This window comes from Nocardia iowensis (genome assembly GCF_019222765.1).
Taxonomy (GTDB): Bacteria; Actinomycetota; Actinomycetes; order Mycobacteriales; family Mycobacteriaceae; genus Nocardia; species Nocardia iowensis.
Genome location: NZ_CP078145.1, coordinates 2,212,535 through 2,238,273, shown reverse-complemented (window position 1 = coordinate 2,238,273; position 25,739 = coordinate 2,212,535). Strand labels below are relative to the sequence as shown.

Annotated in this window: 28 protein-coding genes; 15 read left to right on the top strand and 13 right to left on the bottom strand. The window is 65.3% G+C overall.

Annotation, left to right across the window (positions count from 1 at the left end; all coding sequences use genetic code 11):
- Window positions 1–74: 74 nt before the first annotated feature.
- From KV110_RS10155 to KV110_RS10145, 3 genes are all read right to left on the bottom strand, one after another.
- Entirely contained in the window at window positions 75–1,250 is a 1,176-nt protein-coding gene (locus KV110_RS10155) for a DUF3558 domain-containing protein (RefSeq protein WP_218475414.1), read from the bottom strand.
- Between the two features lie 143 nt (window positions 1,251–1,393).
- The gene (locus KV110_RS41365; protein ID WP_246634446.1) at window positions 1,394–1,672 is read right to left on the bottom strand and encodes a DUF4254 domain-containing protein; all 279 of its coding nucleotides are present in this window, start codon (window positions 1,670–1,672) and stop codon (window positions 1,394–1,396) included.
- A 649-nt stretch (window positions 1,673–2,321) separates the two neighbouring features.
- Window positions 2,322–2,783: a DNA-directed RNA polymerase subunit beta gene (locus KV110_RS10145; protein WP_218475412.1), complete on the bottom strand. Its 462-nt coding sequence runs from the start codon at window positions 2,781–2,783 to the stop codon at window positions 2,322–2,324.
- A 287-nt stretch (window positions 2,784–3,070) separates the two neighbouring features.
- Between KV110_RS10145 and KV110_RS10140 the strand changes: the two genes are divergently transcribed.
- The 6 genes from KV110_RS10140 (at window position 3,071) to KV110_RS10115 (ending at window position 7,875) form a co-directional block, all read left to right on the top strand.
- Window positions 3,071–3,919, top strand: a complete 849-nt coding sequence (locus KV110_RS10140) for a helix-turn-helix domain-containing protein (RefSeq protein WP_246634445.1) — start codon at window positions 3,071–3,073, stop codon at window positions 3,917–3,919.
- Window positions 3,864–4,127, top strand: coding sequence for a DUF397 domain-containing protein (locus tag KV110_RS10135; RefSeq protein WP_218475409.1), 264 nt, complete (start codon window positions 3,864–3,866; stop codon window positions 4,125–4,127). The genes KV110_RS10140 and KV110_RS10135 overlap by 56 nt, the downstream gene beginning before the upstream one ends.
- A gap of 238 nt (window positions 4,128–4,365) precedes the next feature.
- Window positions 4,366–4,938 carry a DUF3558 domain-containing protein gene (locus KV110_RS10130; protein WP_218475407.1) on the top strand — a complete coding sequence of 191 codons (573 nt, stop codon included), beginning with the start codon at window positions 4,366–4,368 and terminating at the stop codon, window positions 4,936–4,938.
- A gap of 41 nt (window positions 4,939–4,979) precedes the next feature.
- Window positions 4,980–5,459 carry a hypothetical protein gene (locus KV110_RS10125; RefSeq protein WP_246634444.1) on the top strand — a complete coding sequence of 160 codons (480 nt, stop codon included), beginning with the start codon at window positions 4,980–4,982 and terminating at the stop codon, window positions 5,457–5,459.
- Window positions 5,456–6,658, top strand: coding sequence for a hypothetical protein (locus KV110_RS10120; protein ID WP_218475405.1), 1,203 nt, complete (start codon window positions 5,456–5,458; stop codon window positions 6,656–6,658). Before KV110_RS10125 ends, KV110_RS10120 begins: the two co-directional genes overlap by 4 nt.
- A 440-nt stretch (window positions 6,659–7,098) precedes the next feature.
- Window positions 7,099–7,875 carry an ESX secretion-associated protein EspG gene (locus KV110_RS10115; RefSeq protein ID WP_218475403.1) on the top strand — a complete coding sequence of 259 codons (777 nt, stop codon included), beginning with the start codon at window positions 7,099–7,101 and terminating at the stop codon, window positions 7,873–7,875.
- A 30-nt stretch (window positions 7,876–7,905) separates the two neighbouring features.
- Here KV110_RS10115 and KV110_RS10110 read toward each other — a convergent pair whose 3' ends face one another.
- Both KV110_RS10110 and KV110_RS10105 read right to left on the bottom strand, forming a co-directional pair.
- A complete protein-coding gene (locus KV110_RS10110) occupies window positions 7,906–9,063 on the bottom strand; it encodes a DMT family transporter (protein ID WP_218475402.1) in 1,158 nt (385 codons plus the stop codon).
- Window positions 9,064–9,202: 139 nt separating this feature from the next.
- Window positions 9,203–9,496 carry a hypothetical protein gene (locus KV110_RS10105; protein ID WP_218475400.1) on the bottom strand — a complete coding sequence of 98 codons (294 nt, stop codon included), beginning with the start codon at window positions 9,494–9,496 and terminating at the stop codon, window positions 9,203–9,205.
- Between the two features lie 286 nt (window positions 9,497–9,782).
- Here KV110_RS10105 and KV110_RS10100 point away from each other — a divergent pair, with 286 nt between their 5' ends.
- Complete coding sequence (locus KV110_RS10100; RefSeq protein ID WP_218475399.1) at window positions 9,783–10,952, top strand: helix-turn-helix domain-containing protein; 1,170 nt, start codon at window positions 9,783–9,785, stop codon at window positions 10,950–10,952.
- A 40-nt stretch (window positions 10,953–10,992) separates the two neighbouring features.
- On the opposite strand, the gene KV110_RS10095 is transcribed toward KV110_RS10100, so the two are convergent.
- From KV110_RS10095 to KV110_RS10085, 3 genes are all read right to left on the bottom strand, one after another.
- Complete coding sequence (locus KV110_RS10095; protein WP_218475397.1) at window positions 10,993–11,136, bottom strand: hypothetical protein; 144 nt, start codon at window positions 11,134–11,136, stop codon at window positions 10,993–10,995.
- A gap of 379 nt (window positions 11,137–11,515) precedes the next feature.
- A complete protein-coding gene (locus KV110_RS10090) occupies window positions 11,516–12,292 on the bottom strand; it encodes a histidine phosphatase family protein (RefSeq protein ID WP_218475395.1) in 777 nt (258 codons plus the stop codon).
- Window positions 12,293–12,794: 502 nt separating this feature from the next.
- A complete protein-coding gene (locus KV110_RS10085; RefSeq protein ID WP_218475393.1) occupies window positions 12,795–13,511 on the bottom strand; it encodes a TetR/AcrR family transcriptional regulator in 717 nt (238 codons plus the stop codon).
- A gap of 322 nt (window positions 13,512–13,833) precedes the next feature.
- Here KV110_RS10085 and KV110_RS10080 point away from each other — a divergent pair, with 322 nt between their 5' ends.
- Window positions 13,834–14,211, top strand: a complete 378-nt coding sequence (locus KV110_RS10080; protein ID WP_218475392.1) for a hypothetical protein — start codon at window positions 13,834–13,836, stop codon at window positions 14,209–14,211.
- A gap of 12 nt (window positions 14,212–14,223) precedes the next feature.
- Window positions 14,224–14,538: a YbaB/EbfC family nucleoid-associated protein gene (locus KV110_RS10075; protein ID WP_218475390.1), complete on the top strand. Its 315-nt coding sequence runs from the start codon at window positions 14,224–14,226 to the stop codon at window positions 14,536–14,538.
- Window positions 14,539–14,704: 166 nt separating this feature from the next.
- Here KV110_RS10075 and KV110_RS10070 read toward each other — a convergent pair whose 3' ends face one another.
- The 4 genes from KV110_RS10070 to KV110_RS10055 form a co-directional block, all read right to left on the bottom strand.
- Window positions 14,705–15,391 carry an alpha/beta fold hydrolase gene (locus tag KV110_RS10070; RefSeq protein WP_246634443.1) on the bottom strand — a complete coding sequence of 229 codons (687 nt, stop codon included), beginning with the start codon at window positions 15,389–15,391 and terminating at the stop codon, window positions 14,705–14,707.
- A 302-nt stretch (window positions 15,392–15,693) separates the two neighbouring features.
- Window positions 15,694–15,903 carry a hypothetical protein gene (locus KV110_RS10065; RefSeq protein ID WP_107654883.1) on the bottom strand — a complete coding sequence of 70 codons (210 nt, stop codon included), beginning with the start codon at window positions 15,901–15,903 and terminating at the stop codon, window positions 15,694–15,696.
- 358 nt (window positions 15,904–16,261) lie between these two features.
- Window positions 16,262–17,455, bottom strand: a complete 1,194-nt coding sequence (hemW, locus tag KV110_RS10060; RefSeq protein WP_393539127.1) for a radical SAM family heme chaperone HemW — start codon at window positions 17,453–17,455, stop codon at window positions 16,262–16,264.
- A 216-nt stretch (window positions 17,456–17,671) separates the two neighbouring features.
- On the bottom strand, window positions 17,672–18,070 hold the full coding sequence (locus tag KV110_RS10055; RefSeq protein WP_218475386.1) for an SgcJ/EcaC family oxidoreductase: 399 nt from the start codon (window positions 18,068–18,070) through the stop codon (window positions 17,672–17,674).
- Window positions 18,071–18,439: 369 nt separating this feature from the next.
- Here KV110_RS10055 and KV110_RS42045 point away from each other — a divergent pair, with 369 nt between their 5' ends.
- The 6 genes from KV110_RS42045 (at window position 18,440) to KV110_RS10030 (ending at window position 24,888) form a co-directional block, all read left to right on the top strand.
- The gene (locus tag KV110_RS42045) at window positions 18,440–18,532 is read left to right on the top strand and encodes an Ms4527A family Cys-rich leader peptide (RefSeq protein ID WP_357940236.1); all 93 of its coding nucleotides are present in this window, start codon (window positions 18,440–18,442) and stop codon (window positions 18,530–18,532) included.
- A gap of 133 nt (window positions 18,533–18,665) precedes the next feature.
- Window positions 18,666–20,492, top strand: a complete 1,827-nt coding sequence (locus KV110_RS10050; RefSeq protein ID WP_246634442.1) for a nitrite/sulfite reductase — start codon at window positions 18,666–18,668, stop codon at window positions 20,490–20,492.
- Between the two features lie 37 nt (window positions 20,493–20,529).
- Window positions 20,530–21,249, top strand: coding sequence for a phosphoadenylyl-sulfate reductase (locus KV110_RS10045; protein WP_218475385.1), 720 nt, complete (start codon window positions 20,530–20,532; stop codon window positions 21,247–21,249).
- 70 nt (window positions 21,250–21,319) lie between these two features.
- Window positions 21,320–22,282: a sulfate adenylyltransferase subunit CysD gene (cysD, locus tag KV110_RS10040; RefSeq protein WP_218475383.1), complete on the top strand. Its 963-nt coding sequence runs from the start codon at window positions 21,320–21,322 to the stop codon at window positions 22,280–22,282.
- A 1-nt stretch (window position 22,283) separates the two neighbouring features.
- Window positions 22,284–23,582 carry a sulfate adenylyltransferase subunit 1 gene (locus KV110_RS10035; RefSeq protein WP_218475381.1) on the top strand — a complete coding sequence of 433 codons (1,299 nt, stop codon included), beginning with the start codon at window positions 22,284–22,286 and terminating at the stop codon, window positions 23,580–23,582.
- A 394-nt stretch (window positions 23,583–23,976) separates the two neighbouring features.
- On the top strand, window positions 23,977–24,888 hold the full coding sequence (locus KV110_RS10030; protein WP_218478319.1) for a sirohydrochlorin chelatase: 912 nt from the start codon (window positions 23,977–23,979) through the stop codon (window positions 24,886–24,888).
- 153 nt (window positions 24,889–25,041) lie between these two features.
- Here KV110_RS10030 and KV110_RS10025 read toward each other — a convergent pair whose 3' ends face one another.
- Window positions 25,042–25,665 (bottom strand): TetR/AcrR family transcriptional regulator, encoded by a 624-nt coding sequence (locus KV110_RS10025; RefSeq protein ID WP_218475379.1) that lies wholly within the window; start codon window positions 25,663–25,665, stop codon window positions 25,042–25,044.
- Window positions 25,666–25,739: the final 74 nt, after the last annotated feature.

Here is a 25,739-nt window from a genome sequence, read left to right as displayed (position 1 = left end):
GACTACCCCTATATTCGGTCCCAAAGTCCACCTGGATTGACCCAAACCCACCACATCTCGCGGCGAACGCATGTTCAGGGGATCGCGCGGAGGACGGTGGGGGTGATTTGGGTGACTTGGGTGCAGGCGTCGAAGGGGAAGGGTGGGGTGGCGGGGGCGAGGTTCAGGGAGACGTGCAGTAGGTGGGCGTTGTTGGCGGTGGGTGGGTCGGCGCGGCGGTAGTTGAGGGTGACCTTGCAGGTGGTGTTCTGGCGGGTGGGGTCGGTGGACTGGACCGAGCGGATTTCGATACCGGTGAGTCCCTCGACGGTGGTGTGGCGGCCGTACTGGATGGACTGTCCGCCGTCGAGGCCGGAGGGTAGCCGCAGGACCTCCCCCGTTTTGACCATCTGCTCGATGTTCTGCTCGAAGGACACCTCGATGGTCACCCGGTGCCCCCCACCGGGCTGGATCAGGGTGATCGCGCATTTGTATGCCTTGGTCCAGCCGACCGAGGACATCTGCCAGCCGCGGAATTGTGCGCTGATCTGCTGTTCGGCCGCGCAGGGGTTGCGCTGCATCAATGACCTGCCGACCGGGTGGTCGATGACATGCGGCGGCAATGCCGACACCCCGTCGATGGTTGCGGCGAGGTAGTCCTTGGTGAACCGGCACGGCTGCGACCACGGGACCGGCGTCTTCTTCGCCCCCGCCATCTTGGCAATGGTCAGGAAATGCCCGAATCCGGTGTCTCCGGCGGGGATTCGGTACTCGCAGCTGTAGGCGTCCGGCCTGCCGTCGTCGCTGTTCGCGCTGCGATACACCGTGCGGCCGTTGATCTGCTCGGGTTTGTCCGACGACCGCTTGTCCGAGGTGTAGAGCTTGTCGAGTTCCAGGTTGAACGAGTAGTAGGTGTCCGGGTTCTCGGGTTCGGTGACCAGTAGCCCGCAGCCGGTCCAGCCGGTGCCGCGTTCCCAGCCGGGACTGCGGTCGAAGCGTTGGAATGGTCCGAGGCGCTCGGCGAATTCGCGGTTCAGCAGGCTGCACGCATCGGTCGCACGGACCCGCGCCATGAGTTCGCTCGTCCCAGGTGCGATGGCGGCCAGTTCCATGGACCCCGGCAGCTCTGCTTGCGCTTTCGCTGATTTCGGGGCACGGGCTTCGGTGCTGGTTCGCACGGTGGCATCTCTGGTAATGGTGCCGCACCCGCACAGCGCGACAACGACCATGCCTATCGCCGCTACTGCCGCCCAGCGTCGTATGCCGTCCACGATCAACGGCAACTCCCTCGGCTTATCGAACGATCCTCGGCAGGTTAACCCACTCGCGGGTGCTCCTCTATCGGTTCTCGAATACCCGGCGAATCCTGTCCGAATCAATGCTCGAATCGACGCCGCGCGAACAAAACTCATGATCAACACCCACGGGGCAGGCGGCGACGGCCGCTGCTGAGTTCATGGGTGAGGTCCTCGTACGCGATGGCCAGTTCGGCTAGGCGCTCCAAGGCGAACCAGAGGTCCCAGTCGGATTCGTGGGAGAGGGCGGCGTTGGCGCACGCGGTGAGTCGGGCGAGGCGGTCCAGGATCGCGCCGACAGTTTCGGTGTGCAGGTAGGCGCCGCCATGCGGGACGGGTAGCTGGGCGGTGACCCAGCGATCGACGTCACGGACCTGGTTGGCTCGATATTCGTCCAACTCACAAGTACTTTCGCGGGCAGCGGACAACCTGCGCTCATGTAGGGCGGTCAGTTCACGAGCCGCCCGCAACAACGGATGGTCACCGGCAGTCCCCCGACAGGCTTGCAGCACTTGCCCTCTCGTCGGCAGCGAACTTTTCACCGCCCGCTCCCTCTTCTCGTGCTGCGGCACGCGTGTAGACCGCACACCCTTTGTGACGCGACCACACCCGCCGTACTGGGGGTGCGGCTGCCGAAAAGGGTGTGCGCTGGATAGTTTGGTGGTTGCTCGGGGGTGGGACGTCTGGAGCCGGTGGCGGACGGATGCAGAGGTTCTGGCAAGACGCGTCGCACCCCTATCGCGGCGAGCTGTTGAACGCGCGGCCAGCGCATGTGGTGCCCACCGGCGTACACGGGCAGCGAAATCGATGGTCACCGAACCCGACGGGTAGGTACGGCGCCGGGGCGATGCGCTCAGCTTCCTACGGACGGTGGATGGACATGGTGGCCCAGCGCTACGGAGCATCGTCTCGTAGTCCAGCTGCTCGACTCTCGCACCATCGCGGACAGGCCGTCATTGCAGGCATCCAGCGCTTAACAGCCACCTGGATATCCGCTGGCACGAGTAAAGGCTTGCGGCACGTCATAACTCGTCTGAAGCGAGCCCGTCACCGGACACTCTGCCGCGCGGCGCAGGTGCGGATGTAGTCGATGATGACCGCACCGGAAGGACGGAAGGTGTCGCGCGGTGGGACTACCCAAGCCCGGCAGGCGGCGCGTGCGTCGTCCGGGGACGGGAGGGCGATTTCGCTGCCGAACGGGACGATGGAGACGTCGAGGCGGAACAGTTCGGCGAACAGGCGCAGGTCGTCGGGAACGTCGGGACGGCAAAGGAAAGTCCAACGGCGGGAACGGATGTGGGCTACAACCGGGCCGAGGGGACAGCTGCGGAACAGCATGTCGTCACGGACGCGCTGGCCGAGTCGGGCCGGCATAGTGATCGCACCGACAACACCCGCTTTGACGACGATCCGGCCCACCCCCGGATGGATTCCGGCGGGTAGACCGCATGTGCGACGGTAATACGCACAGCGCGAAATAGGTGAATCCGCGAACACTGGATCGTTCATATTGAACCTCGACTCCCCTCGGTCGGTCGCTTGGTGCGCCGGATCCGAGTGGACCTGAACCCGCTCTCGCCGATAAGGTTTCAGTACTTCGATGACACGGACCGGGGCGCGCGTTCAGTAGAGCACCGGAAATGATCGGCGGGAACGTTCCCAGTAGTGGAGCCAGGGGAAAATTCGCAAGGTTCCAAGGATTCCCGTCCATGCGGTTCCAGTTGCATACATGGCCAATAGTAAGGCTACGAAAGGGCATTGCCGTGACCCCCACCGGATCCACCCTCCCGCGACGCATGCTGGCACGTCAGCTGCGCGAACTCAGGGAAAATTCAGGCGTCAGCGCGGAACACGCCCGCCAAGAGATAGGCGTTGGCAAGCAAACACTGTGGCGGATGGAGACCGGGCAACCCGTCCGGCTGAATCCGTTGTTCATCGAGCGCTTGTGCGAGGTGTACGGCGCATGCGAAGACGTGACGAGCATGCTGCTCGGATTGGTCGAAGAGGCGCATCGCACCGGATGGTGGCATGCGTACGGCGATGCCATTCCGAAGCATTTCGATTTGTTTGTCGGATTGGAAGACGCTGCTGAGCGGATCATTTCGTATCAGACGGTGCTGTTGCCGGGTTTGTTGCAAACCGAGGAATATCGGCGGGCGATGATTCGGGTAGACGCACCCACAATGCCTAGAGCGGAAGTCGAACGGCGCATCGAGCTGTTCGCTCGACGGAAGGCTCGGCTGACCAATACCGACAACCTGCTCGCCATCGACGCCATCGTGGACGAGTGCATGCTGCGCCGGCCAATCGGCGGTCCAGCAGTCATGGCAGACCAGCTCGAACACCTTGCCCGAGTTGACGAGTTGCCGAACGTCTCGGTACGTGTGGTCCCACTCAGCGCAGAGGCATACGGAGGCCTGGCGGTGGGGCCTTTCGTACTACTCGAATTCCCAAGGCACCCAATGGCACATCTCACAGAGCCACCGATCGTCTACACGGAGGGCCACAACGGTGCGCTGTACCTCGAGAAGGCCGACGAGGTGAAGCAGTATCAGCAGGCATATATCGACCTGCAACGTTGTGCCTTGGATGAGTCCCGCAGTCGCGCTCTCCTCTCCAAGATCGCGAAGGAGCACGCGACGTGAACACAGATCGATCGACAGCCCACGGTTCAAGAGCAGCTACTGCAGCCCCAGCCGGGACTGCGTAGAAGTCCCCTTCCTCGGCGGCGACTTGGTCGGCGTTTGTGATTCGAAGAACGCGAACGGCCCAGCGCTCGTTTTCACCCCCGGCGAGTGGGACGCATTCACCGCCGGTGTCGCCAATGGCGAGTTCAGTCGGTCGCGAGGCTGAGGCGACCGTGCGATGGGGCCCCGGAACCTGGTTTGCCCGCGGTTCCGGGGCTCGCAAGTACCCGCGATGCGGCGGTTCCTGGACCCAGCTCAGCCCACCCGCCCCTTGGGCTACCCACCTGACGCGATGCGCTTGCACCCAGGTTGGCGCATCGGTAGCGTCAGCATGATCTGACAGGGGGCGGAGGAGCCGGTCCGGCCCTGTGCGATCAAAACCAGCACCGGCGGCGAAGGATCCGATGACGAGCAGGTCGAATTCGTGGCAGTTAGCTGCTCTCGCGCTCGGCGCCGTGTTCGTGATCGCCGGGTGCGGGTCGTCGACAGATGGGGATCCCAAGCCGACGGGAAATTCACCTACGTCGACGACGAGCGTCGCTCCGGACGTGCCTTCCGGCTACGACCCCTGCACTGACGTCCCGCAGAGCGTGTTGGACTCCGAAAAACTGCTGGACAAGACGCCTGATGACTCCAATGCCTCTGGCGGCATCAAGTGGCGTGGGTGTCTGTGGGTCCAAACAGACGGGTACGGAGCGAGAATCCAGACGACGAACATCACCGTCGATATGGTGCGAGCGAAGAACTTCTCTGATACTCGCGAGTTCACTGTCAACGGTCGCCGAGCAATCTCAACCCGGCAGTCCAATGACCACCCGGAGGCCGCATGCACGGTGGATGTGGAGATGAAGGGCGGCAGTCTCGAAATCAACCTGAGCAATCCTCCGTCGCGGCGTAATACAGGACACCTCGACACCTGCGACCTCACTCGGAAGCTCGCGGAGAAGGTCGTGCCGACAATGCCGGCCAACGTGTAAATCCACTGACCGCGATAGGAACGACTGGGAGGGAAGGACTCATGGGGGACGATCAGACGGCACCGCCTCGACCGATGTCGAACATGATCAGCGCAGCTCGCGAAGGTCAATTGGCGGTTGAGATGAAGCCTGAAGACTTCATCTACATTGACCGCGACTGCGAGTACTTCAAGCGCACCATCCAGCGAATCCAGACGATCGCCGATGGTGTGTCGAATCAGCCGAATTGGGGCCTCGGAGAAACCAACAACCAGATGGTTTCGGCAGGCACAGTCGTCGATCGATTCAAGACGAAGGCCAAACTGACGAAGGATGGCAACGACGTCTTCGCGATCATGGAGCAGCACTACAAGATCGTTGAAGATATCCAAGCGGTTTACCGATTGGCCCGAGAGCGAATGATGCAGGCGGACACCGAGTTCGCCAGTGAGTTCACGCGCCTGAACGAGACACTCCCCGAGCGTCCACCCGTTCAACTCCCAGCTGGCCCATACCTCCTCCCGGACGGGACTGGCCGATGAGCGGATACGAACCACCCCGGATTCCGGGCGGCGGCGAGCACACAGACAGCTGGGAGCATCCGGAGATCAAGGATGCCTTCGATCCGCTCGATACCACCGACGCGATCAACCAGGCCGAAAAGTACTGGCAGATGCATCAACTCTGGGAGCAGGGCGTAGCGACCTTCGCCCGCTCTATCCAGAACTCGATCTCCCAAGCGTGGTCCGGCCCGGCCGCCGAGGCGTCGAAGAAGGCGATCCAGGACTACACGACCGACGCCCATACATTGACGCCCGCCCTCGCCGAACTGCACACCAGGGTGCGTGATGCCGCGAGCGCAATCGTCAACACCAAGAAGGCGATTCCCGATCCGGTAGTCGTCACATGGACATCGTGGGCTTGGCCCCCGCACCGCTGGGACCTCCAGCGTGACCAATCCGAGGAGACTCAGCGGGCGCGCGTCGCGATGAACGAGCACTACGTGCAGCCATTCAGCCAGATCGACGGCAAGATCCCCATCTTGCCGACGCCGACGAGTCCCACCAAGCCCGTCGACATCACCCCTCCGCCCGGCGGATACACCGACGACAACAGCAACAGCGGCAGTCAGCCGAACCAGTCCAAATCGACCAGCACGGACCCGAACTCGACCAACTCCCCCGTCCCCGGCGACAAGGATGGCGACGGCAAGCCCGACGACCCGGGCACTACGCAGCAGCCGGGCGACCAGACCACCCCCGAGCAGGCGCAAACCACCCCCGCCTCCACAACTCCGAGCAACACCCAAACCACCCCGGCGGGCGCCAACCCAACAACCCAAACCCCAGGCACCACCCCCACCTCCACGGATCCGACGAAGACCATGGCGACCGGCACCGGCACCCCGTACGCCCCCGGCACCCCAAGCCGCACCGGCAGTCCCGGCACTCCAAGTTCACCCAGTCCGTCGACTCCCCAACCGGGCCGCAGCGTCCCCGGCACGCCCACCGCCCCCGGCACCCAGACCAATCCCGCCGCAGCAGCAGCCGCCGCCCGCGGCGCAACCGGCATGCCCGGCATGGGCGCCCCCGGTATGGGCGCCCGCGGCGGCAAGTCCGAAGACGACGCCGAACACAAAGTCCCCGACTACCTGATCACCCAAGAAAACACCGACGAACTACTCGGCGACCTCCCAAAAACCATCCCCGGCGGCGTAATCGGCGGCGAAACCCCCACCTAACCCCATGCCCCACCCCCGCCAACTCAACTACCAACCGATGCCGACGGCCATTATCCCTCCGCAGCCCCGCCGAACGGGACCTCACGCAGCAAGCCAGCGCGTCCCCCAGCCACGCCCCGCCCCACCCACAACCGACCGACACCAACCTGGACCACACGGTGCGTGCACCGATCGCTCCGCAGCCACGTCCAGCTACCCGCTGAGGCTGCCCGGCCAAACACCGAACGGGACTACACGCCGCGAGAATCCACGGATCGCCGCAGCCGTGTCCCCCTCGCCGCTCGCGGCGGCGTTGGGGTGGGCGGGATTCGGATGGGACGATTCGTGTGGCGAACGGCCTGGCATGGGGGCGCCTGTGTGCGGGGCCGAAAGCGGCGCCGCATGAGCGTTGGGGCGCACAGGCACTCAGCAAAGTACGACATGGAGCAGATTGGATGGGTATGGCTGAATGGACTTGGGAACCGGATGATTTCGCGGCGCTCTGGTATTCCGATGCCCATGATCGGTTCCCGGGTCCGCTGCGCTACACCAGTCGGTTCGCTTTGCGTGATGAGTTCGCGGCGCATCGACGTGCGGTGCGGGAGCGCTATAGCGCTGACGAGTTTGAGGAGATTCAGCTGGCGTTGCACACGCTCGGCACCTCCGAGTTGCGGATCGAAATCCTCGGTGGCACTTGCAAACACAAGAACAGTTCCGGCCGGGACGATCTACGTGAGTACCGGATTGTCGGCGCGAGGAATCCTTATCACGCCGTCACTCTCATGCAGGCGGGCACCGCTACCGAACATGGCCCGATCCGCGTGCGCATGTTCCGCCCGGACAGCCTCCCAAACCGTTTGGTGCAGGCCCTGCCCGCCTGCACGCCCGGCAGCGCGGCCCCGGCCACCTTCCACCCGGACGATCTCACACCGCGTAGCAATGGCTACTTCGAAGACGTGGCCCGCCAAACCCCGCGCGAGCAATACCAGCGACTCCTCGGTCGTCCCGCCGACGGCGGCGGCACCGCCGTCCTCGTAGCCGCCCCGCTGCACACCCTCGCCCAACCCTGGAATGTCCTGCAATGGCACGACATCACCGACGACGGCCGCTACACCGAAATCCGCGGCCCCCACATCACCGTCCGCCCCACCACCCCCACCGACCTGACCACGCACTTCACCACCTGGATAACCCGCGCCCTGACCCGCCTCCAAGAATCCAGCGCCGAAACTTGGTAGCCACCAGCCGCCACGGACCTGGTTCCGCCGTCAGCTCGTCGGAGTCCGCTGACTCGGACTGTTCGTAGCGTCGTTCACCCACGACTCGATCCACGACTGAGCCGCTGCCAGTTCCTCTTCCCGCTGCGAACGCGGCAGACCGGCGCCCTCCGGCAGGTACATCCGGACGACAGGCAGCGACTGCTCGGCAGTGTTGGGTGCGGCGAACTCCGGTGGTCTTCGACCACTGGGCTCCTCCGCCTCCTCGGCTGTGTGCCCGTCGATCACGTTGAGCGCCAACGCGCACAGCACGATCAGTGCCCCACCGACGATCCCGCTCCACGTCGGCACCTGGCCGAAGAAGCACAACCCGAACAACAAACCCCATACGCATTCGAGGGTCAGCATGTTGCCGCCGGGTACCGGATCCACATGCTCGAAGGCGTAATTGATGAGGAAGACGTTCACCACGCTGAGTACACCGGCGATACCGATTGCGGCCCACAGCATTCCCGCTGAAGTGTGCGGCGGCAGTTGCTCCGGAATTCGCGGTAGTCCGTCCCTTTGCACAACGGAAGTGAACGCCACGCCCAAAGCTCCGACGCCGAGGGTCAAGGCGGTGAGCTCATGATTGTTCAGTACACCGTTATGCCATTCGCGGCCAAGGTAACTCAACGAAATTGCCACCATGGCGACCAGCGCGACGAGGTTGCCATAGTTCAACGCACTCGATGCACTCCCCCCGAATCCCGACAGGATCGCCACGCCCACCGCCGATCCCCCGACGAACACGATCCGGACAGCGGTGACGCGCACGCTGCGCATCAGCATCCCGAGCGCGGAGACCAGGGGCAGGGCGGCGATGAAGGAAATATCGCTCACCGTCGTCATTGTCGTGGCCTTTGCGAACAATGTGGTGCCGATTACGTACAGCAGCACGGTACGTCCCACGATCACGGACCATTCCCGCACGCCTACCCGAAGCACGGTGCGCCAGCGAATCCACCGGCTGAATACGGCGAGCGCCAGCAAGAACGCCACACCGGTCCGCAGATAGACCTGCTGAGCGACGGTGAAACCACCGGCGAGATAGCGCGACAACACCGTGAGCATGGCAAATGACGCGGTGAGCAGAACCAGCGCTCCGATACCGCGCAGGTCAGTTGAATGTCTGCTTTGTACGATCTCGGACCCGTTGATGTCGCTCACATTACCGATATGACCGACACCCGGTTCCGTACTCCCGGGTATTTTTTCGCGGCTCGCCGCGCGCTACAACGATATGGGCCTGAACGGAACTTTCCGCGGCATCACGGGTCCGAGTTTGCCCTGGTTACCGGGTCTGCGACTAGGCGGAACCCCCTGCGGTCTCGCATATCCGAGTGTGCCTGCGATCCTCGCGGCAATGACAGCGTCGCCCGCGCGCCAGCCAGCCGGCCAGTACCCACGCGGCGGCCAACACCGACACGGTGCCGATGTTCATTGCCGATGCGCAAGTGACGAATGTGGCCAGCGCGGTGATTCCGGTCGCGATCGGGGTCAGCACGTGTATCGCCTGGTGGGCGAGTGACACGTGGTCATCCTCGGCGGCATAATGCACCGGGTTCGCCGGAGTCCTTCCGACGATGACTATTTTTCTCATGCCCCCAGCGTGGTCCCGCCGTCCCGCCGTAGCCAGCAATGCCCCGTCCTTGCACGCCTCGCGCGCAGAACTGCCTGTTTATGGACGTGAGCACAGCGTACGGATACCGTCAAGAGCGCGGGTCACGCAGATCCATCCGCGTGTCCGCCAAGGAAATCACCAGTGACCTGGAGATGTCGTGGGGAGCCAGCACAGCATCGCGTGCGGCAGACGAGTCGTGCGGGAGTATGCGGCCGCGGGCGGGACGACGTGGGAGACGGTCCACGCGGTCCGGTCGCATTGTGGAGTGTCGTTGCTCCGAGCTCATCGGATCGCGCACGGGTTCACCCTCGTCGATGTCGCCCAGCGGTTGCAGCAGATCGTCAGTGCCGAGGGGTCGTCGTGCCGCGGGTTATCGCATCAAAGCGTGTCCCGTTGGGAGACCGGTCTCGACATGCCGACGTATCAGTTCCTCGACGCGCTGTGCCGGTTGTACCGCACCCGGCCGGACCGACTCGGCTACGGGCACGACTACACCGAGGACGAATCCCCGCCGATCGCGCCACGGAGCCGCCTGCTCGCCCCGACCACCCCGCGCAGCGACTTCACGGCGCTGGAAACCGTTCGCGTACTGGAGGAGAGCCTCGAACTCTGCGGCTACCTCGTCTACGTCCTTCCCCCATCGGAATACATTCCGGCACGGATGCGTGACCTGGCCCAGGTCCAGCAGCTGAAGTTGACCGACCACTCCGCCGACCTACATCGGCGCCTGCACCGCATCGAGGCGATCCTCGCCGGGCTCATCGCCTTTCGGCTGAACGACGTCGCCGATCTGCAAGACACCTTCATGTGGTTCTCTAAGGCGCGCCGTGCCGCCCGCCATGCCGGGGACACCGCACTCGAGGCCTGGTTGCACGGGCACATGGCGCACACGCACGAGTGCTACCGGCACGCGCTCGACCAAGGCTTGGCCGCGGCACGTGCGGCCCAGGCGGCCAGTGGCCCGTCGCCGACACCGGCGGGGGTCTTCGGGCTACTTGCCGAGGCGGGTATTCAGGCCCGGATCGGACGGCGGCGGGATGCGCTGGACGCGGTCACCGCCGCCGAGCGGATGTTCGCCGCGCTGCCCGCCACCGCCACGACCGACGACAATCTCGGCACCTCCGAATACATCCTGCGCTGGCACCAGTCGCACGCACTCAGTTCCGTCGGCGACTGGCGCGCGGCCGAGTCGATCCGGCAACGGATGCTCGAACTACCGATGGCCGAGAAGGATCAGGTCGGCCGCGCACTTCTCGATCTCGATATGGCCGCGGTGTTCATCCGCAGAGGCGAATTGGACCATGCTCGGGAGACGATTCGTCAGGTCTGGCAGTCGTTGTCGCCGGAACTGCGGGTTGGTCAGGTCCGTCGGCAGGTCTCGCAGCTAGTTGTCCGGCTCCCACCTGCTATGCGAGACAACATCTTTGAAAGATGAGCGGTCCACGAAAAGCATTGATCGCGCTTCGTGGACCGCTTCAGGGGACTCGATTGAAGAGTCGGCCCGCGAGGTCGACGCCGGTGATCGTGCCGTGTGCGTCGTGGGTGAAGAAGCCGCGTTGACCGGCTAGGGCGCCGGTGGTGAGGATGTAGTCGTCGCCCTCACCGGGTAGGAGGCCCATGCCGAAAGGCGGGTAGTCCCGGGGCAGCAATTCGATACCGTCTGCTGTTCGGCCGTCGCCGAGATGGAAGCGGGCCCAGCGGAGTTGGTCCGCGACCGAAGATGCGAGGCCGCCGCCTGGATGGTTGGCACGGGTGTCCTTCCATGGGCGGGTGCGACATGTGATTGCCTTTCGGTTTCGCGTACGACGCCGAGGGTTTGGATGCGTCGAACGGCTGATGTGCACGACGATGCCGAGTGCCGCTGATATGGCGCTGATATGGAGGTGCGGTCGTATGGCGACGCGGCCTACATCGCGGCACGACCGATATGGCGGCGCGCGGCCGGATCAACGCGGATCGTGTCGGTTGGGATATGGTGTCCAACTTCTCAGTGGCGCATCAATTTTCCGGCAGGTGGGTGCGCTGGTCGTAAGTGAGCAGTTGGTAACCGTTGGTCGCGCGCTGCCAGCTGGTGATCGATCCGTTGCCCGCGAGGCCAGCTTCGGCAAGCGCCAAAACCTCTGTGTCGGTGAGCTTTTCGATGAGTTGGCGCAGGAACAGCACTATCGCGTCATGCGCCACTATCAGCACCCGGCGGTGGCGGTGGTCGGTTTCGAGATCGGCCACGACGCCGCGCAATCGTTCGGCGACATCTTTGAAGGATTCGCCTTCGGGTGGGCGATAGCCGAGTGGGTCGCGGGCTTCTTTCGCGAGTTCCTCGGGGAAGCGCTCGCGTACGACTGCAGGGGGCAGGTGTTTGAGCTGACCTCGGTGTCGGTCGTAGAGACGGTGGTCGACGCGGTGGCACGGCAGCTTTCGGTTCGCCGTGCGCAATTCCTGCTCGGCGAGTTGCCAAGTCTGCACCGCTCGCCGGTACGGGGAGCAAAGCACCAGGTCAGGGAACTGGTTTGCATCGAGGGCGGCGAACCACTCGCCGACCGCAGTCGCCTGCCGCCGACCCAGCTCGGTCAGTGCGATGGCCATGTCGTCGGACTCGACCGTCTCATTCGCGGCGAACGCGACGTTCGATTCGCTCTGTCCATGCCGGACTGCGTACAGCAGATCGATGACTCCGCCATCGTCCGGATGCGGGCAGGAGAACTCGAATCCCTCTCGCCCCCAATCGCTCCCGGCATCGTCCCCCGCCCGAGCCGCACTATCCCCATTAGTGATCACACCGAATTATGCGCCTTGCGCCGTCAGGTGCCGATCACATCGGCGGTCATCGAGAACTCGATCGGAGCGTTGCTCCCAACTCGACCCGACCCATGGGTGCGGCGCACACTTCGTCGAGCCGCACCAGCACGCCTACACCGCCTTCGGCGCCGCAAAAGACTCGACTTCGATCGAGATGGAACGGCGCGCCACTCGAGCCGTGTGCACGCTCCACGCCAAAGCCCACACCCCACAGACCTTCCGCACGGTCCACAGAGGGTAGAAGGCCTGTGAGCCGTGCCGATGGTCTGCGACCACCAGCGGACAGAGGACTAGGCAGGTGCCGAGCTCGAGGCCACCGGCGACTGATCACGGTGGGGGTGGAGCGGGTGTCGAACTGGGGGCCACCCGCAGCCTCGCACCGCCGCCGTGCGCATGGTCCACGTCGACAGCAAGGTTTCACAGACCTTTCGCGCGGCTCACAGAGGGCAGAGGGCCTGGGACCCGCACCCAAGGTCTGTGACTACGGGCAGGCGGGTGTCGAGCTCGTGGCCGTGTTCGGCTGGCGCCGGTTGGCCTCGGCTGGTGTGGGGCGCGAGGCAGCTTGGGGCTGGTCGGAGCGGGGTGGGGCGCTGGTGGTTTCGAGGGCGCGGACCCACATGTCGACTACGGTGTCGATGCAGTCCTCCATGGTGCGGCCGGGAGGTGGTTCGATGATGGCGCCGTGGATTTGGGCACCGACGGCTTGGACGACTAGCAGGGCGGTGAGGTAGGGGTCCGGGCCGCCGACGTTCATTCGGCGGAGGTGGTATTCGACCTCGGTGGCGAGGACGTCTTCGAGGTCCCGCATGCGGCGCATGATGTCCGGGGTGCGATGAGCCTGTAGGAACAGCATCCGGTTCAGGTGCTTCTCGTCGCGGTGCCCGTAGGCCAAACCGGTGACTATCTGGCGAACGGTGTCGGCCAGCGGCGGATCGTCGCTGCGCAGGATGGCGAATTGCGCCATCAGCGCGTCCATGTTGTGCCGCAGGTGGCGTTCGTCCAGCGCGTACAGCAGCGCATCCTTGTTCGGGATGTAGTGATACAGCGTCCCGATGGACACCCCGGCCAGCTCGGCGATCTTGTTTGTGGTGGTGTTCTTGTACCCGTCGCGCTCGAAAAGTCGAGCAGCCGCATCCAAGATCGCCTCGAAGGTGAACTGTGAGCGCTGCTGACGGGGCTGTTTACGGGGTGTGGACACGGTCGCCTCAAAGTCGAGTTGAATACCGGGGAAATCCTCGAAACAATCATGTCATGCAACCTCGTCGGCGAAAGTCGTTCTGCCGCAGGCGGTCCGCTCACCGAACCGGCCATCCGCTACACAGCTCACTGCCACAGCGGATCACGGCGTGATCGGTCGGCTCCGCGCACTCCGGCAGCAAACCAACGCCATGAACATCGGCGGTCCGGGCAACGATGCCCGCACCTGTCGATCGGCAGCTTCGCTGATCTGCACCTCGAGCGAATGCTGTTTGATCGAGTAATCATTCAATAACAACCACAACCCGCGGGGGGTTACCGAATTGGTGATAGGCGATGTTCGAGACCTATTCAGCGAAGAAGAGGACCAGGTCGAGGCACTGCGCGCCCGGGTACGCGCAGCCATGGCAGAGATCGACGGCTGGACGTACGAAGCAGGCGACGGCAGTGCGCATGTGACCGTCTCGGCCGACGGACGAGTTCTGGCGATCGAGCTGCCACGCGGGCTCACCGATTGTTCCCTCGGATTCGGCGGCGCTACCGAGGCGGCGTGGTCGGAAACGAGCAACGCCCTGGCTGAGACCTGCCGGGCGATCGTGGCAGCAGTCAACAGCGCCCGGCGCAGTGCGGCGGAGGCAGCCATCGACGTGCTGCGCAAAGAATTCCCCGAAGCCTTCGAGCACCATCCCGCCAGCCTGTGAAAGAGGGCTCGTATGTCGGATCTCGTCAGCATCTCCGCACTCGTCCAGGAAATGAATCGAGACTGGAATCGTAGTGCGCAGAACATCCTCGACGGAGGGTCCGCACTGGCCGACCGGTTGTACGAGGTCAGGGTCGTGGACCGTCGGGCGGGCACCGAGTTCGGCAGCGTGACGATCGATGGCCGTGGCCTGCTCCGCTCCATTGATCTGGACGCCGACAAAGTGCTCGACATCTACGAGGGAGAGGTCCTCGGCGCCCTGATCAACGCCATCAATAGCGCCATATCCGACTCAGCCGCAATGGCGAAAGGCAATGTCTCGCCGTAAACCGTTGGGATGCAGTGCGATTGATGCGGTCGGTCGGGAGACCAACTGGGAGTGGAGTATTCGCAGGCTCGGGGTCGGCCCGCCGCCGACGTCGCTGTCGTGGCACCAGGTTTGACTCGGAGACCAGCGCGATGGGGTGTTGCTGGGCGAACGGACCAGCTGCGCTTCAGTGCAAAAGTTGCGGACCTAAATTCTGCTCAGCGAGGAAATCCAGTGCCGTGTCAGCGACTTCGCGCCAACCGAGGTCGACAGGCATGGCGTGGCCACGATCGCTGAAGACGGTGAGCTCGGTGACGCCAAGGTTCTTAGGCTGAATCCGGTACGCGGAGTGCACAGTTGCCTCCGGCACGGTGCGATCGCGACCGCCCGCCAGCAACAGCAGCGGCCCGCGGGCGCTCTTGGTGTCGACACTCGCCTCGCTATGCGGCGCGAAATTGGCCACGCCCGCTTGAAAGATGGGCTGGCGGGGGCGGGGATGCTGTTGCGTGGCGAACAGATTGTCGGATTCCCGGCGCGGGATCTCGCTTGGCGAAGAAGCGGTGATAGCTCTCCGGCGTGTGCGACCACGTCTTTGCGTGCGCAGCCATGGCCTGCTGAGCACCGGGAGCGCGCTGCGCACCTGCGCGAGCGGCAACGTGAAAACACCACGGAACTGGGCGGGCGCGATCGCGACACCCGCACTGGCGAGGCCGGAGCCGAGGAGTTGCTGCGCGATCGACCGCCGAAGGAGTGGCCTATCACCACGGGTGGCGTCGGCGGTGTCGGCGTCGCCGGGCCAGCCCGGTGCGAACGTGTTGTATCCCGCGCGGTCGAACCGGTCGAGCCACGAAGCCCCCTGCTGCTGTGCATCCACAGTCCATGGATGAACACGACGGGGCGTGCGGCCGACCGACCCGAACCTCGGATCGAGCACAACGTATCGGTGCGTCAGCTGTACAGATCCGCGCGACGGCCGCTGACAGCCACTAGCAGTGGACCATCAACCAGCGACCGGAAGAGGGTCCAGACGCATCCAGACCGCAGACACCGCACGATCGCAATAATCGCGCGGCGCTGTAGTTTTCGTGACCCGTCGCATTTCGCTTGGCGCTTGCGCACCGCGTACGGGCTGCCCCGCGAGTGGCGGCGACTGGCGCTCGCCGACGGGGAGGTGTGTTAGTCGCAGACCCTGGCTTGTTTGCCGGCGAGTGCGTCCAGGCCGAGCATCGCCAATAGGGACTGGCAATCATCGGCGTTTTGCGAATAGCTGGCGACCGTGCGGGCGGCCACCGCGCTCTGTCGCGCAGTTTCGGCCTTTTCGTTTGCCCGCGCCTCGGCGAATTCGCCCGGTTCGTGGATGAGAGTGATGTGTCGTGCCGGGGACATGAATCTCCTTGGGGTTGATCGAAGCCTACAAGGCCGGTCGGCTCCGCGACAGCCGAACCGACCCGGCAGTTCGCCGAAGGTGGTTGGTCGGGCTGCGGGATGCTCGCAAGTTTGCGAGTGCTGCGGCGAGTCGACCGGGTGCGCTAGCGGGCTGGTTGCCCCGGTAGGGGACCTGAGAGCGCCCTGGAGGCGAGAAGATCTACCGAGTCCCTTCCGATGCCGAACGAAGAGGGCGGATCGTTCCGCGCCAGCGAGGTGATCCGACCCGTGATGAGTGTTGTGTCACATGCGAACGAGAGCGAGCCGGTTTTCCGGTGACTGTCGCGCACCCTTTGGAGCGATGAGGTGCGCGACCTGCTTATGGGACGAGCAGCTGACGGACCACTCCGTCGGCCAGGAGCCTGCCTCGATCGGTGAGCACGAGACGATCACCCGATCGTGTTGCCAGGCCGTCGGCGATAACTCGGTCGGCAGCCGCGGCGCTGGTCGGGTCCAGGTCGGCCAGGGGTAGGCCGGTGCGGAGGCGGACGGCGAGCATGACGCGTTCGGTGTAGCGCTCGTCGGAGGTCAGGGTTTCCCAGCCTGCGGCGGGGAGGCCGCCGTCGGCCACGCGGTCGGCGTAGCGGGCGGGGTGTTTGATGTTCCACCAGCGGACGCCGCCGACATGGCTGTGCGCGCCGGGGCCCGCGCCGAGCCAGTCGCCACCGTCCCAGTAGCCGAGGTTGTGCCGACAGGCCGCGGCTTCGCTTGCGGCCCAATTGGATACCTCGTACCAGGTCAGGCCTGCGGCGGTGAGGCGGGCGTCGATGCGTTCGTAGCGGACGGCGAGGACGTCGTCGTCCGGGGCGGGGAGTTCGCCGCGGCGGACGCGGCGGGCCAGTGCGGTGCCGTCTTCGACGATCAGCGAGTAGGCGGAGACGTGGTCGACGCCCGCGGCGAGTACCGCGTCGAGGCTGGCATCGAGGTCGCTGTCGCGTTCGCCGGGGGTGCCGTAGATCAGGTCGAGGTTCACATGGTCGAACCCGGCCGCGCGGGCCTCTTGTGCGGCGGCGACCGCGCGGCCAGGGGTGTGGGTGCGGTCGAGCACTTTCAGTACGTGCGCGGCGGCGGATTGCATGCCGAGCGAGACACGGGTAAAGCCCGCCGCGCGGATCCGCTCGAAGAATTCCGGCGAGGTGGATTCCGGGTTGGACTCGGTGGTCACCTCGGCATCCGCGGCGAGGGTGAAGTTCACGCGCACCGCATCGAGAACCGACGCCAGGCCGTCCCCGCCGAGCAGCGAAGGGGTGCCCCCGCCGACGAAGATCGTCGCAACCTCGGGCGTCGTCGTCGGAAGCGCCGCGAACTGAGCCGCCGCAGTGGCCAACTCGCCCCGCAGTGCGTCCAGCCACGACTGCGGCGACGCTGAGGTCCCGAGCTCACCCGCCGTATAGGTGTTGAAATCGCAGTACCCACAGCGTGTCGCACAGAACGGCACATGCACGTAGATCCCGAACGCCCCACCCCCGAAATCACCGAGCACCGGCCCCGACGTCTCGGTGCCAACAGGGATAGCCGCAGGTGAACTCACCCCTCCAGTCTGCCGGTCCTCCACCACCCACCCGCGCCCGGGCAACCCGCGCGGCTGCCATGCCCCCACGCGCACCTCGCAGCTACCCGCTTCAGTCGAACGTCGGAGGGTCCGGCGGTACGGCGGCGCGGTGGTCCAGCCCTCCAGCGGATGCGAGGGCTGTCCGAATGCTTCCGGCCAGCCACTGCGCACCTCGATTCAGTCTGCGACCACCGTGTTCTGGTTTGCGGTGAGCAGCCAGCGGCCGTCTTCTTTGGACATCACGTACATCGGGGAACCCTGGCCGGTCAGTTCGCCGTCGTTGGTCAGGTAGCGCTGACGGACCTTGACGGCTGCGACGTCGGGGCGGATGAACAGGACGTGTTCGATCTCGTAGATGGCAGTGCCGTCGCGCATCGCGCCGGGCAGGACCTTGGCGGTGAACTCGGCGATGGCGTCGCGGCCGAACAGTCGTTTGCCGCCACCGGTGGTCCAGATGGCGTCTTCGCGGAACAGGCCGACGAACTCCTCGACCAGTTCGTTCTGCTGAGAGTGTTCGATGGTGGCCACGACCTTGCGGATGGCGTCGAGTTCGGCCTCGACAGCTGCGGTACTCATGGCGCTCACCCTGACACCTCGAGTGGACTTCAGGTCAAATCCCAGAATCCGTCCACGAGCGGGACCTGGCTGAGGCAAAACCCGAGTAGCCCCCTCCGTGTTGTCCCCTTCGCCGAGCACCCCTACGGCTTGGCCTCGGCGGACGGGACATGGCTGCGAGAAACTGCGAGTGATGCCGCCGTGAGGTCCCGTCCGTCGATAGTGGCACGGTTCACTTCGGTGACGGCGGGGTATCAGCAGCCGAGTTCGGTAGATGGTCTATGACTGGCGTCACATATCGACCGAACGGTCCAGGGGATTTCCCGCTAAATTGCGGAAAATATGGACTCTCGGTCGGAAGGCCGCCGCTGACGTGGCACAATTGGGCTCATGCGCGCATCGGGAGTACGACTTGTGGCACGTCGCCACGTCGACTACAAGCGCGTCTGTAGTGCTTGCTGTCTGCCTGCTTCTTCTCGGTAGCTCAGCGACGCCCATCCCCGGGTCTTCCCGGCGATCCCGATATTCGACTTTATCGGTCCGCTGACACCGCAGGTGCGAGTCAGCCCCTCGCGCCTTCAGCACGGATGTAAACCCACCCCGCAGGAGCGACCCCATGACGTCGAGCACCGACGCCGGTCCGACCGATCAGTCCGGCCCCGATTCCCGGCCCGCCCACCACTCGCGGCCCGACCGCCCCGCCTCCGAACGCCGCGTCCGCCCCGACCGCCCGCGCCCCGAAACGTCGGCCGCACCCAAGGCCGGAGCTCAACGCGCCCGCACCGGTAAGCCGGTGCGCCGCAAGGCGGAAGGACAGTGGGCGCTCGGCTATCGCGAACCGCTGAACCCGAACGAACAGTCCAAGAAGGACGACAACCCACTCAACGTCCGCGCCCGGATCGAGAACATCTACTCGAAGCAGGGCTTCGACAGCATCGACAAGGGCGATCTGCGCGGCCGGTTCCGCTGGTGGGGTCTCTACACCCAGCGCGAACAGGGCTACGACGGCAGCTGGACCGGCGACGAGAACATCGACCTGCTCGAGGCCAAGTACTTCATGATGCGCATCCGCTGCGACGCGGGCGCATTGAACGTCGAGCAGCTGCGCACGCTCGGCCAGATCTCCACCGAGTTCGGCCGCGACACCGCCGACCTGTCCGACCGCGAGAACGTGCAGTACCACTGGATCGAGGTGGAGAACGTCCCCGAGATCTGGCAGCGGATCGAGGCAGTCGGCCTCAAGACCACCGAGGCGTGTGGCGACTGCCCGCGCGTGGTGCTCGGCTCCCCGCTCGCGGGTGAATCGCTGAACGAGATCATCGACCCGACGCCCGCGATCGACGAGATCGTGCGCCGCTACATCGGCAAGAAGGAGTACTCCAACCTGCCGCGCAAGTTCAAGACGGCGATCTCGGGCCAGCAGGACGTGGTGCACGAGATCAACGATGTCGCGTTCGTCGGGGTGAACCATCCCGAGCACGGGCCGGGTCTCGATCTGTGGGTCGGTGGCGGCCTGTCCACGAATCCGATGCTGGCGCAACGAGTCGGCGCGTGGGTGCCGCTCGACGAGGTGCCGGATGTGTGGGAGGCCGTGGTTTCGCTGTACCGCGACTACGGCTACCGCCGCCTTCGTACCAAGGCGCGACTGAAGTTCCTGGTCAAGGACTGGGGCATCGAGAAGTTCCGTGAGGTGCTCGAAGAGAAGTACCTGAAGCGAAGGCTGATCGACGGCCCGGCGCCGGAGCAGCCGACCAAGCCGATCGACCACGTCGGTGTGCAGAAGCTGAAGAACGGGCTGAACGCGGTCGGCTTCTCCCCCATCGCGGGCCGGGTCTCCGGCACGATCCTGACCAAGGTCGCCGACGCCGTCGAGCGGATCGGGTCGGACCGTATCCGGTTCACGCCGTACCAGAAGCTGATCGTGCTCGACGTCGCCGACGACAAGGTCGACGCGTTGATCGACGAGCTGGAACCCCTTGGGCTGCAAGCACGTCCGTCGTTGTGGCGGCGAAACCTGATGGCGTGCTCCGGCATCGAGTTCTGCAAGCTGTCGTTCGCCGAGACGCGTAAGCGGTCGCAGGTGCTGGTGCCCGAACTGGAGGAGCGGCTCGCGGATCTCAATGCGCTGCTGGACGTTCCGGTCACCATCAATATCAACGGCTGCCCGAACTCGTGCGCCCGGTCGCAGATCGCCGACATCGGGTTCAAGGGTCAGCTGGTCGATGACGGCAACGGGAACCACGTGGAGGGCTTCCAGGTTCACCTGGGTGGCAGCCTCGGCTTCGACAGCGCCTTCGGGCGCAAGCTGCGTCAGCACAAGGTGACCAGCGACGAGCTCGGTGACTACATCGAGCGGGTGGTGCGCAACTTCATCAAGCACCGCGAGGATGGCGAACGGTTCGCGCAGTGGGCCGTTCGTGCCGACGAGGCTGACCTGAAATGAGCCTCGCTTGCGCTGGGCATGTGATGGGAGATCAACTGTGACAACCGAATTGGTAGCGAAGCTGGCCGAGGAAGAGCTGCGGGCCATCGCCGAGAAGGGCGCAGCCGACCTCGGTCCCGAGGCATCCGCGCTCGACCTGCTGCAGTGGACCGAGGCCAACTTCGGCTCGGGCTACATCGTCGCCTCGAACATGCAGGACGGCGTGCTGGTTCACCTGGCCGCGCAGGTCCGCTCCGGCGTGGACGTGCTGTTCCTGGATACCGGCTACCACTTCGCCGAGACCATCGGCACCCGGGACGCCGTCGAGGCGGTGTATGGGGTGAACGTGGTCAATGTTCGTCCGGAACACACTGTGGCCGAACAGGATCAGTTGCTCGGCAAGGACTTGTTCGGGCGTGATCCCGGCGAGTGCTGCCGGTTGCGCAAGGTGGTCCCGCTGCAGAAGTCACTGGCCGGATACAACGCCTGGGTGACCGGCATCCGCCGGGTCGAGGCGCCGACGCGGGCCAACGCACCGCTCATCTCGTTCGACGAGGCGTTCGGACTGGTGAAGATCAACCCGATCGCCGCCTGGTCCGACGACGAGATGCAGGCCTACATCGAACAGCACGGCATCCTCGTCAATCCCCTGGTGGAAGAGGGATATCCGTCCATCGGCTGCGCTCCGTGCACACGGAAGCCGGAGCCGGGTTCCGATCCGCGAAGCGGCCGTTGGGCCGGCCTCGCCAAGACCGAATGCGGGTTGCACACCGCCTGACCGAGTCAGGCCCGGCGGAGGCAGCCTGCGTAACCACGGAGGGCCCTCGGACAGGCAGATTGGATACAGCATGACGGAGACCATTGTGAACGAACTTGTGAGCGAATCCTCCAACACCACCGAACGCGCCTTCGGCATCAGTGATTTCGACACGCTCGCCGCCCTGGAGTCGGAGTCGATCCACATCTTCCGTGAGGTGGCAGGGGAATTCGAGCGGCCGGTGATCCTGTTCTCCGGCGGCAAGGACTCCACCGTGCTGCTGCACTTGGCGCTCAAGGCATTCTGGCCCGCGCCGCTGCCGTTCGCGCTGCTGCACGTCGATACCGGGCACAATCTGCCGGAGGTGCTGGAATTCCGGGACAAGATCGTCGAGCGGTACGGGCTGCGGCTGCACGTCGCCAAGGTCGAGGACTATCTCGCTGACGGCAGGCTCACCGAGCGTCCGGACGGCATCCGCAATCCGTTGCAGACCGTCCCGCTGCTGGACGCGATCAGCGAGCACCGCTTCGATGCGGTGTTCGGCGGCGGCCGCCGCGACGAGGAGCGCTCCCGCGCTAAGGAGCGAATCTTCTCGCTGCGCAACGCCTTCGGGCAGTGGGACCCCAAGCGGCAGCGGCCGGAACTGTGGAACCTGTACAACGGGCGGCACGCGCCGGGCGAGCACGTTCGGGTGTTCCCGTTGAGCAACTGGACCGAGCTCGACATCTGGCGCTACATCGCCCGCGAGGACATCGACCTGGCGAGCATCTACTACGCGCATCAGCGTCCGGTGTACCAGCGCGACGGCATGTGGATGACGCCCGGCGTCTGGGGTGGCCCGCGCGAGGACGAAGTGCTGGAAACGCTTTCGGTGCGTTACCGCACCGTCGGCGACGGATCGTCCACCGGCGCAGTGCTTTCCGACGCTGCCGACAACCAGGCGATCTTGGCCGAGGTGGCCGCGTCCCGATTGACCGAACGTGGTGCTACCCGCGGTGACGACCGGGTGTCGGAAGCCGCGATGGAAGACCGCAAGCGAGAGGGTTATTTCTGATATGTCCGCCGAGCTATTGAGGCTGGCCACCGCCGGTTCTGTCGACGACGGCAAGTCCACCCTGGTCGGACGCCTGCTCTACGACACGAAATCCGTTCTGGCCGATCAGATCGATGCCGTTACTCGGGCGTCGGTGGACAAAGGGCTTGCCACACCGGACCTTTCGTTGCTCGTGGACGGGCTGCGCGCGGAACGTGAGCAGGGCATCACCATCGATGTCGCCTACCGTTATTTCGCCACGCCGCGGCGCTCGTTCGTGCTGGCGGACACTCCCGGGCATGTGCAGTACACCCGGAATACGGTGTCCGGTGCGTCGACCGCGCAGCTGGTGATCCTGCTCGTCGACGCGCGCAAGGGTGTCATCGAGCAGACCCGTAGGCACGCGGCGGTGCTCGCACTGCTCGGGGTGCCGAAGCTGGTACTCGCGGTGAACAAGATCGACCTGGTGGATGATGCGGCGACCGTGTTCGCGGACATCTCGGCCGAATTCAACCAGCTCACCCGGACTCTCGGCTGGGCCGACGACGACGTGCTGGAGATTCCGGTTTCCGCGCTGCACGGCGACAACATCGCCACTCGCTCCGAGGGCACCCCGTACTACAGCGGTCCCTCGCTGATCGAGCATCTGGAATCGGTGCCGGTCGATGCCGACAGCACCGGCAATCACACACTGGGACTTCGCTTTCCGGTGCAGTATGTGATCCGGCCGCGCACCGCCGAGTACCCCGACTATCGCGGCTATGCCGGTCAGATCGCGGCCGGTGCGGTCGCGCCCGGCGACGAGGTCGTGGTGCTGCCCTCCGGGATTCGCACCACCGTCGAGCGGATCGATACGCCGGACGGTGAGCTCGCCGTGGCGCAAACCGGCCGCAGCGTCACGCTGATCCTGGCCGACGACGTCGACATCTCCCGCGGCGACACCATCGCCTCGGTCGCCGACGCCCCCGAGCCGATCGACACCTTCGACGCGACCGTCTGCTGGCTCGGCGACAAGCCGCTGCGCCCCGGCGCACGCCTGCTGCTCAAGCACGGCACCCGCACCACGCAGGCCATCGTCGGCGGCCTGCTGGAACGCTTCGACGAACAGCGCCTTCTCGCCGACCCGAACCCGGAATCGTTGGCCCTCAACGACATCGGCCGCATCTCTGTGCGCGTCGCCGAACCCCTCGCCGTCGACGACTACCGAGTCAACCGCCACACCGGCAGCTTCCTGCTCATCGATCCGTCCGGGGGCAACACCGTAGCCGCAGGCCTGGTCGGCGACGTGCTGTCGGCCGTTGAGGTCGGCACCGGAGTCTGACGTGAGGGATCCGTTCGGCAGTACGACACTGCGGCCCGCCGCGACGGGGGTGGTGTCGGGCGCAAGCACGATGCCGGACGCAAGCACGGCGCCCGACACGAACACGGTGCTGGACGCGAGCACGGTGCCAGGTGCGAACACGATGCCGAGCATGAATACGGTGCCTGACGCAAGCCCGGCGCCGGGCGCGAACACGGCAGCGGACGCGAACACAGTGTCGGGCACGAGCACAGCGTCCGGCACGATCACAGCGTCCGGCGCGAACACAGTGTCGAACGCGAATGCGGTGCGGGTGGCGATGCCAGGCGTGAGCGGGGTGACGGAATCGCGCGCCATCGCAGCGACGCCCGCCTTGCATACGGCGGCGGTGCGACAAACCGCTGCGGCACTGAGCATGTCGGTCGCACCGCTCGTCGGTGAGGCCGCACCGAGGCGAGGTGCCCCCGCGTTGATCGCGGTGGCGCATGGCAGCCGGGATCCGCGGTCCGCCGCGACCATGTCGGCGGTCGTCGAAGAACTGGCGGCCGCGCGGCCGGGTTTCGATGTGCGGCTGGCGTTTCTCGATCTCAGTGCGCCGTCGGTCGAGCAAGTCGTGGACGCCGTTGCGGCGCAAGGGCATACCCATGCGGTGGTCGCGCCGATGCTGCTGGGCAATGCCTTTCACGCCCGGGTGGATCTACCCGGCCTGTTGGCCGCAGCCCACACCCGCCACCCGCAGCTCCACCTCACCCAAGCCGACGTACTCGGCCCCGATATCCGGCTGATCGCCGCACTGCGAGATCGGGTAACAGAAGCCTGCGACTCGATCGCCGCCACGCGGTACCCACCGAGTGATGCCACGCGAGACCGCAGCGACACCACCCGTGACATGTCGATCAGCGCAACCCAAGACCCCACGAGCTCCACCACCCGAATCGAAACCTCGCGGGGCCCATTGCGGACCCGGCCGAATTGTCGCCTCGGTATCGCGGTGGCCGCGGTGGGCTCCTCCTCCCCCGCCGCCAACGCCCGCACGGCGGCGGTGGCCCGACGTCTCGCCGCGCTCACCGGCCATCTCACCGAGATCTGCTTCGCCACCACCGAACCCACGGTGTCGCAGGCGATTTCCCGCTTGCACGCCCGTGGCGCCGATGACGTACTCGTCGCCCCGTGGTTCCTGGCTCCCGGCCTCCTCACCGACCGTCTAGCGACCGCCGCCCCGAACTTGGTGCACGCCAACGTCATCGGCCCCCATTCCGCTCTCACCGAAATTGTCTGGGACCGCTACGACGCCGCCGTCGCCAACAACCTCGTAAGGTCGGCCTGACAGGACACACCCGACGGCGCGCATCTGTCCCACAGTTCCGGCGTCGGTCCTGACGCCTGCGTAAACACTCCGACTGAAAGTCGTGCGATCCGGGGCGAAGAACTGGCAGATGTCTAGTCCGGACACGTAGGCAGCGACCCGTCTACACGAAACTCAGCCCAGCAACTCGTCGACAATCGCGCGAGCCGTCGCCACGCCCCAGTCGTTGCCCATCTGGCGGGCGCTGTGGGCGGCGGCGATGACGGCGTCCAGTTCGAAGGCGATGATGTCGGCGTTGCGTTCGCCGAGGTGTCCTTGTTCCTGAGCGTGGCGGATTTCGTTGGCCACGAAGGCGAGGAAGTCGCGGTGGCCCTCGGCGACGGCGTCGCGGATGGGGCCGGGGCGGCTGTCGAACTCGGCGAGGGTAGCGACCCGGAAGCAGCCGCCGGGGAACGCCGGCTCGATGACCTGGCCGAACCAGCGGTCGACCAGGGCGCGCAGGCGCGGCATGCCGGTCGGCTCGTCCAGGCTCGGCTTGACGACCTCGTCGACAAAGACCTCACGCGCCACTTTGACCGCAGCCAATTGCAGAGCTTCCTTGCTGCCGAACAGGGTCGCGATGCCACTCTTGCTGAGGCCGAGATCGGTGGCCAGCCTCCCGATGCTCAGCCCCGTCAAGCCCTCGACGGACGCAACATCAGCTGCATGCCTGGCGATCGACGCCCGGGCCCGCGCACCTTTGACCAAGCGCTGATCGGCGCTTTGCTGCTGGTCAGAAGCACTTGTGGGCTCGGACATGTCCCCATTCTTCCACGAAAACGCACGAATACGAACGGACGATCGTACTTTAGTGAACGACCGATCGTGTGCTC